General features: G+C 51.3%; 7 protein-coding genes and 1 tRNA gene. 5 read left to right on the plus strand and 3 right to left on the minus strand.

Annotated elements, in window-relative coordinates:
* Positions 1-38: 38 nt before the first annotated feature.
* On the minus strand, positions 39-2,087 hold the full coding sequence (locus QZL67_RS01340) for a serine hydrolase (protein ID WP_022288987.1): 2,049 nt from the start codon (positions 2,085-2,087) through the stop codon (positions 39-41).
* A gap of 102 nt (positions 2,088-2,189) precedes the next feature.
* On the minus strand, positions 2,190-3,035 hold the full coding sequence (locus QZL67_RS01345) for a pyridoxamine kinase (RefSeq protein ID WP_022288988.1): 846 nt from the start codon (positions 3,033-3,035) through the stop codon (positions 2,190-2,192).
* Positions 3,036-3,359: 324 nt separating this feature from the next.
* On the opposite strand from QZL67_RS01345, the gene QZL67_RS01350 reads away from it, so the two are divergent.
* Positions 3,360-3,752 carry a hypothetical protein gene (locus QZL67_RS01350; protein ID WP_022288989.1) on the plus strand — a complete coding sequence of 131 codons (393 nt, stop codon included), beginning with the start codon at positions 3,360-3,362 and terminating at the stop codon, positions 3,750-3,752.
* An 80-nt stretch (positions 3,753-3,832) separates the two neighbouring features.
* A tRNA-Leu gene (locus QZL67_RS01355) sits at positions 3,833-3,917 on the plus strand.
* Between the two features lie 457 nt (positions 3,918-4,374).
* On the opposite strand, the gene QZL67_RS01360 is transcribed toward QZL67_RS01355, so the two are convergent.
* On the minus strand, positions 4,375-5,322 hold the full coding sequence (locus QZL67_RS01360) for a LysR family transcriptional regulator (protein WP_022288990.1): 948 nt from the start codon (positions 5,320-5,322) through the stop codon (positions 4,375-4,377).
* Positions 5,323-5,451: 129 nt separating this feature from the next.
* On the opposite strand from QZL67_RS01360, the gene QZL67_RS01365 reads away from it, so the two are divergent.
* The 3 genes from QZL67_RS01365 to QZL67_RS01375 all read left to right on the plus strand — a co-directional run.
* Positions 5,452-6,471, plus strand: a complete 1,020-nt coding sequence (locus tag QZL67_RS01365; protein ID WP_022288991.1) for a hypothetical protein — start codon at positions 5,452-5,454, stop codon at positions 6,469-6,471.
* Between the two features lie 212 nt (positions 6,472-6,683).
* Complete coding sequence (locus QZL67_RS01370) at positions 6,684-6,998, plus strand: helix-turn-helix transcriptional regulator (RefSeq protein ID WP_022288992.1); 315 nt, start codon at positions 6,684-6,686, stop codon at positions 6,996-6,998.
* An 86-nt stretch (positions 6,999-7,084) separates the two neighbouring features.
* On the plus strand, positions 7,085-7,674 hold a 590-nt coding region (locus QZL67_RS01375; protein WP_292919626.1), incomplete at its 3' end, for a permease.

A 7,674-nucleotide genomic window follows, 5' to 3' on the forward strand; every position in this document is an offset into this window, starting at 1 on the left:
CCCAGACGGGGAGCGGCACTTTTGCAGTCAAAGACCGTTCAGGCGCGGAAGGACAGATGGAACCGGGCACCAGGGTCACCGGCAAAGACCACCAGGCCGCCAGTGGGGAGAATGGCGGAGGTGTCCCCCCACAGCACGGAGGAGGCAACCACCTGGCCCTGTGCGTCATAGACCCAGAAGCCGCCGGTGCCTGCTGCGTGTACGGTCATGGTTTTCCCGGCGGCGGAACCCACGTGGTACCAGCGGGCATAGCCGTTATCCTGGATGGTGGAATAGGACCAGCCTGCCCCGGTGAAGAGAACAGGTGCTGCTGCGGCGTCCATGTAAAGACTGTTGTTGGCGGTGAAATAGGTGACGCCGTTTTCCTGGTAGAACCGCAGGTCCTGGCCATCCCGACCGCCTACGCCGGGTAGCTGGGGAACGTACAGGGCACTTTGCGCGTCCGCAATCCGGGCAGCCCCCAGGTATCCGGGGATCAGCTCCGGGGCTTCTCCGGTATCGGCATTGCCCATGGACAGATACACCTGGGAGGTATATTTTTCTGTCAGGGGCAGAACGTTCATGGCCTGCACCTTGTCCCAGGCGGCCTGGACTTCAGCGGAGACGGCGTTGTCCGGCAGCTTGACCGCCGCATAGTTGGATACCGGCAGTGTTCCCAGTCCCGGCAACGTACTGAAGGCCTTTTGATAGAGATACGTCTCTCCGTTTTTCTCCTGGACAAAGGAGAGAAGCAGCGTGCCGCTAGGATCGCGGAAGGTGCCGTCGCTATAATAGATAAAAATCTGATCGGGAATGGAGGGATAATTGAGGCAGTGCAGCGTCAGATGCCCGTCGGCGCTGACCGTGCCCCGGTATTGAACGGAGGTGGCGCCGTCCCAGCCGCTGTAGGCCGTGAGTGCCGCCGGCATGGCGGCGGGAGAGGCGGCAGGCAGGGTGGGGACGGTCTCGTCCACAGAGACACCCTCCGCTCCCAGTGCGTCGATCAGCAGCCGGGTAGCGGTCAGTTCATTGTAAGTAGAGGTGCCACCGGAGGAGACGACGGCTGCGGCCATGTCGTATTCGGGAATCACAATCAGTCCTGCATGGTAATACAGTGTGTCGCCGCCTTTTACCAGGGTCTGGATACCGCTCTGGGAGAAGGGGAACCACTCCACTGCGTCCCAGCCCAGGCCGAAGGAGAGCGCGTCCAGCGTGTCCTCCGGCCAGATTCCGCGGCTGTACTCGGGGTAGGCCATGGCGTCCAGCGAGGACTGGCTGAGAAGGGTGGTGTCCGTCAGAGCTCCGCCGAAGGCGACCAGATCGGAGGCGGAGGCGTACATCCCGCCGGCACCCACGGCGTTCAGGCAGTCCCGGGGCAAAGCCCGGGTATCGGTGCCCTGATAGATACGGGCCAGACGGTCCGTATCAAAATCGCTGGCCGGTGCAAAGGTGCTTTCCAGGTCCGCCGGCTCCAGAATGTAACGATCCACATAGTCCATGAAGTCCATTCCGCTGACAGATTCCACCACCAGCTCTGCCAGGGTGAAGCCGTCGTTGCAGTAGACGCTGTATGCGCCGGGGTCTGCCTTGAGCCGCTGGGTGGAAAGCCGCTCCAGCAGCTGGTCCGTGGCAGAGGGGTCGGAGTCATCAAAGAGCAGGGCGCTGTCAAAAGTGGAGCCCATCAGCCCGGAGGAGTGGTTGAGCAGCATCCGCACGGTGATGTCCCTGTACCGGGGATCGGCCATTTTGAAATCCTTCAGATATCGGGTCACCGGTGCGTCCAGGGACAGCTTCCCATCCTCTGCCAGCTGCATCACTGCCACTGTGGTGTAAATCTTGCTGACAGAGCCGATTCCGTACAGATCAGAGTCCATCAGAACGCGGTTTTCCGTCTTGGAGAACGTGCCGGTATGGCCGGTGAGCACAATCTCTCCGTCCTGCCACAGGGCGTACTGGACACTGACGGCACCTCCCAAAGTGGAGGCAGCCTGTGCCGCAGTCTGGGCGGATAGCGTTTGGCTGTCGGAGACGGCCAGCGCGGGCACGGCCAGACTCAGCGAGAGGATCAGGGTCAAAGCCAGTGCGCTGAGGCGCTTGTAAAGTTTCATAGAAACCTTCCTTTCCGGGCGGGAGCCCTTTTTGCTGTGGAGAGAGTACACCTTCCAGAAGGGGAAATGTCAAGCAAGGATTTGCTGCTGGGAAACCTTCCCTTAGATCGAAGGTTGTCCGGTTAAAAGCCCCAGCATCGGCTCAAAGTCCACGCCTTCCCGGAGAGGCAGATTTTGCGCGACAGTATGCACGGCGCAGGCGCGGACAAATTCTGCCGCCTGTGCGGCTGCTGCAAACAGCGTTTCGCCCTGAACCAGTGCACCGGTGAGGACGCTGGCAAAAATGTCGCCGGTTCCCAGCAGCGGATGGGCAATAAAGTCCACTTGAACGGCCTGGGTACAGCCGCTTTTGGCGTCAAAACACATGGCACCGGTTTTTCCCGGAGACAGGGAGACACCGGTGAGAACCACGGAGCGCCGGCCGTTCAATCCCAGTTCCTCAGCCAGTTTCCGCAGGCCAGCTTCCTCCTGTGGAAGCTGGTCATATGAGCAGCCCAGCAAAAAAGCGGCTTCTGTCAGATTGGGGGTGATAACATCTGCCAGTTCTGCCAGATGTGCCATGCCGTTGCATAGAGCAGGGGTATAGGTCTGATAAGCCTTTCCGTCATCGCCCATGACCGGATCGATCACCACCAGGGTATCTTCCCGGCAAAAGGTGCGGATAAAGTCGGAGACAATGCAAAGCTGCCGCTCGCTTGCCAGAAAGCCGCTGTAGACGGCGTTGAAATGCAGATTCAGACTTTTCCAGTGCGCGGCAACTTTCGGCATTTCCTCCGTCATATCCAAAAAGGTGAACCCGGTAAAACCGCCGGTGTGCGTGGAGAGAAAAGCAGTCGGAAGGGGGCAGCACTGCACGCCCATGGCGGACAAAACGGGGATGGCCACCGTCAAGGAACAGCGGCCGAAGCCGGACATGTCGTGGATCGCGGCAACGCGTGGTGTGGTCATGGGATGAGCCTCTTTTCAAAAGTTTCAAGTGTAGGTTCATTCTATCGCACATTTCGCTATTGTTCAAGGGCGGAGAGTGTGGTATACTAAACAGGATTTCGCGGTGCTGCCTGCGGAATTTTACCTGTCTGTACCCGGAGTAGAACGGGCAGACATGCGGGACTTAGGTGCTGTCACCTCAGTGAAAGGTGGACCGTTGTGGATATATCTATAGAAAAGATAGGAATAGGCCTTCAGAAGTATTGTTCTATTATGTCTTGCCTATGTCAAACGGATGTATCTAAAGATCGAGAATTTCAGCGCTTATTTAATGGATATTATAGAATGCGCCAACGCTCCGAAAACTTTTATCGTTGCTTCTATCGCTATTTGGAGGAGCATAAGTTTGACACTGCACTTACATATGAGCAAGTTCTGACTTATTTGTTTCAAGAAACAGGCTGTATTCACGCCTCCTTTTCCAGCAAGCTGCTGGCAACGGTCCGCCCAGAGATGCCGGTATGGGACAAGTATGTGCTTTCCAACCTGGGCTTGAAAGCTCCGTACTATTCTTGCAAATCTCGTTTTCAGAAAGTCCTTGACACTTATCAAAAAATCTACGACTGGTATCAGACCCCGGAGGCCCAATCCAAGGTTGCGGTATTTGATGCTAATTTCCCTAATGTAGATATTACAGATGTGAAGAAGATTGATTTTGTTCTATGGCAAACAAGGTGATTTTTTGTTTGTATAAATGGTAAGTAAGAGTCCTACCTTAGGTGCCATCTGCGAGGGGAAATAGAGTAAAAATTGAATATGCGCCTGTGATGGAATTGGTAGACATGCGAGATTTAGGTTCTCGTGCAGTGATGCGTGTGGGTTCGAGTCCCTTCAGGCGCACCAAACCAATATAATCCGAATTTGTTTCCGATAGGAAATGAGTTCGGATTATTTGTTTTATCATGATAAAATCAGGTGCGGAGAAATTCCTGAGATCTTCGGAAAACCGTTCTTTGGACGATGATGGGCTGGAAGAAGGACACGTGGCAGCTTGGGGCCGATTATCTCCAGCCTTTCCTGCAAGAATATATCCAGGAAATCCATGGTCAGGGGGGAAGAATCAATTTGTGAGATCTGCAGTTACGAAAAATCAGATAGCGAAAAGACAGATAGAACGGTACAAAATTGATGTGGTGCATCTATTCTGTACCATATCAGAGGTTGTACAAGTTTTGGGACGAGCTCAGGTGATGCTGGATAAGTTTTTTGATAGGTGTGTGCTGAAGCGCCTTGCTGTCTGTCATTAACAGGCAACGGGACATTTCAAATGTATGAAAATAAATTATGCGTGTTATATCCCTTACTTTTTGAAAGGCACTTCAAATGAATTATCTTTCTCATTTGCGGATTTTGAATATAGGAGGTCAAAATGACAATTATTTGCCGTTTCAACTAAACTGCGTGCGGTTTCTGATAGATTGCCTTCTTTCCAAATTAAGCAAATTTTAAGAGTTACACGGGGCTTTTTCAGAACATGATATGATACCGCATTAGAGAATATATTTCGATATCCGTCCGGAACAAGTGCTATCCCCAAACCGGACGCGACCAGACCAAGTACGGCAATATCTGATTCTGCTTCTTGTACAATATTAGGAACGAAACCTGACAAACGACACACAGCGTTAAATGCCTCAAAAGATTTTCTGCGGGCCTCTCGTGAATATGTAATGAAAGGTTGATCTTTCAGCTCTGAAAGACTGTGAATTCTATGTTTAGATAGGTCCCAACCTTTGGGGATCGCAGCAACAGAGTCCTCCTCAAATATTGTTTTGCAGCACAATCCATCAAAATCCTCCCAGTATAACGCAATAAAGCCAACATCTGCTTCGTCATTAATGATGGCAGTTTCCAACTCAGGAGAGTTCCGTTCAGTAAGTATAATATCGATATCAGGATGTTCCTTTTTAAATTGTTGGATAATATGTGGAATGACCATATTGATGGTCATACTGTTGTACACGATCCTAATTTTGGCGTTTTTCCCTTCTGCAATCATTCGGCCCTGCTCTACACCTTGCTCCAAAGAGCGAAATGCATCCGTCAGTTTACTTAAAAGGGCACTGCCGGCAGGCGTGATACGGACAGATCTTGTCGTACGTTCAAAGAGTTTATAGCCCAGTTCTTCCTCCAGCTTCTTGATTTGGAAGCTAAGGGGCTGCTCTGCAATATGCAGTTTTTCTGCTGCTTTGCCATAATGCAGCGTTTCGCAGACCGCAGCAAAATATTTTAGCTGGCGCAGTTCCATAAATTACATCTCCCACGATTATGAATTGTTTTAATGTTAATGAAAGCTAATTATGTGCTTAACTTTTATAATTAACACTATATAATAAAAATGCCGAAAGGTAAATCAATTTTTTGGGGAGGTATTTTTATGCCAAAATTAGGTGATGTATATGCCCGCGGTGATTTTTTTCAGCAGCTTGCAGGTGCTCATAAGCCGAGCGTAGATGATATGCTGTCAGATAGAGGCTATTTTGGCCTGAAACTGAGCATTATTCCCCTATATGGTAATATCCGTACCGAGGACGGTGAAATGTACGAACTTCTCCGCAATCCCGGCGGAAATTCCATTTACAGCGGGCTCGTCATTCAGGATACGACGGTTGATGGAAAAAATCTGATGTTCAATGCCGAGCTGACAAAGGACTGTGCCAGTTCAGTGGGTTCGACGGGTGTCCGCGAAGGTGATGAAGCAGTTTGGCGCTCGGCACCTGAAGCATCTGGCAAGCCTTTTGAAATTCGCGTAAGTGAAGATCACATAAAGTGGACAGAAGATGGCCTTTTCTCCTTGGAGGGTCCGATGATCAAGCCCGGACTGCACTGGTACCTGCCTGCAAGAGACGATGGCACCTACTATGTGTCGCATATGTTTGAGCTGTCGGGCGAGTTCCAGGGAAAGAAAGCACGCGGTTTTGTGGCATTTGATCAGGTCTATATGGCGGAAGGTGGCTGCCTGTATCAAGATCGTGATGTTATGATGCAGAACTATGGCCATATTTTGTGGTATACTTGGGCTACGAAATACAAGGATGGCTCAGTTGACGCCGGACATTTTATCCTCGGTCATGATCGACTTGGTTTTGCGGTAGTCACAAATGGCAGTTCTGTAATTGCAACACAGAATATCGAAGGTGTGGTAACTCCGGACCCGGATAACAAACCGTTTGCTAAGTATATCAAGCTGCAGATCGATGGAGAAGAATGGGAATTTACGCCGGATCCCAGAGGTAAAATGCCGGCAATGCTGCAAAAATATCCGCCCACGCCTCAGCAGGAAGGTATGTGGAAGCGTGTAGGCGATACCCGCGAAGTTGATTCGTATTGGGCATGGGGTGAGACGGAAACGAAAAACGGCTGCACTCGCCAAAGCAAACTGCCGACGCGTCGGTAACTGTGATTTGCAAACAAAGTTTTAAACACATGGAAAAGGGACGGCTGTAACTGATGTACAGCCGTCCTTTTTTCAGGTCGGGCCTGCTGCGCCGGACTGTACAGAAAATACCTTCAGGCTGTATTTTATTAAAAAATTCTGCTTCTGGTTGACAAACCGGAACAAGATGCATATACTGTAAACATCAAAATATTTTGATGTGAAGCGAGGGGATGAATACGACTTACCAAGAAAGTGCCAAGGTGTTTAAGGCGCTGTGCGATCCGAAGCGCCTGGCCATTTTGGAGCAGCTGCGCAGCGGAGAAAAGTGCGCCTGCGTATTGCAGGAGCCGATGGAGCTGACACAATCCGGTCTTTCGTACCACATGAAAATCCTGTGTGATTCTGGCCTTGTGGTCAGTCGGCAGGAGGGAAAGTGGACGCATTACCGCCTGAGTAAAAGCGGTCAGGAACGTGCAGTCAAGCTGTTGCTGGAGCTTACGACTCCCAACGCGGAGCAGAAGGACGGGACGTGCTGCGGTTTGTAAACGCCATCAAAAACAGATGGCGTTTCTCTTCCTCTAATACATCAAAAAATTTTGATATAAACCATAGGACAGAAAGCGGGGTTTTTATGGAGGGATGGCAATTCCTGCAGGATCAGATCCTGGGAATGAAGTGGCTCAATGCGATGATCGGGAATGTGCTTTGTGCGCTGGGATTGGACACGAATGGCCGAATTGGCGGGAGTATCCAGTTTTTCCTCTATGATGTGATCAAGATTACGCTACTGCTTTGCATTTTGATCTTCATCATTTCCTACATTCAAAGCTATTTCCCGCCGGAGCGAAGCCGCAGAATTCTGGGGCGGTTTCACGGGATCGGAGCAAACATCATCGCTGCACTTTTGGGGACGGTGACACCGTTTTGTTCCTGCTCCTCAATCCCATTGTTCATCGGCTTTACCAGTGCGGGACTGCCTTTGGGGGTGACATTTTCGTTTCTCATCTCCTCACCGATGGTGGATTTGGGGAGTCTTGTGCTGCTGATGAGCATTTTTGGCGCCAGAGTTGCCGTGATTTATGTTGTGCTGGGGCTTGTGATTGCGGTGATCGGCGGTACGATCATTGAAAAACTGCACATGGAACAGGAAGTGGAGGGATTCATCCGGTCAGCGGAGCGTGTGGATCTGGAGATACCGGAACAGACCTGCCGGGAACGGGC

Origin of the sequence: Oscillibacter sp. CAG:155, from assembly GCA_000436875.1 — a bacterium.
Taxonomy (GTDB): Bacteria; Bacillota; Clostridia; order Oscillospirales; family Oscillospiraceae; genus Oscillibacter.

Excerpts from the sequence above, each read along its gene's own strand:
- QZL67_RS01340 (WP_022288987.1), bottom strand. The coding sequence starts at position 2,087 with ATGAAACTTTACAAGCGCCTCAGCGCACTGGCTTTGACCCTGATCCTC.
- QZL67_RS01345 (WP_022288988.1), bottom strand. The coding sequence starts at position 3,035 with ATGACCACACCACGCGTTGCCGCGATCCACGACATGTCCGGCTTCGGC.
- QZL67_RS01350 (WP_022288989.1), top strand. The coding sequence starts at position 3,360 with ATGCGCCAACGCTCCGAAAACTTTTATCGTTGCTTCTATCGCTATTTG.
- QZL67_RS01360 (WP_022288990.1), bottom strand. The coding sequence starts at position 5,322 with ATGGAACTGCGCCAGCTAAAATATTTTGCTGCGGTCTGCGAAACGCTG.
- QZL67_RS01365 (WP_022288991.1), top strand. The coding sequence starts at position 5,452 with ATGCCAAAATTAGGTGATGTATATGCCCGCGGTGATTTTTTTCAGCAG.
- QZL67_RS01370 (WP_022288992.1), top strand. The coding sequence starts at position 6,684 with ATGAATACGACTTACCAAGAAAGTGCCAAGGTGTTTAAGGCGCTGTGC.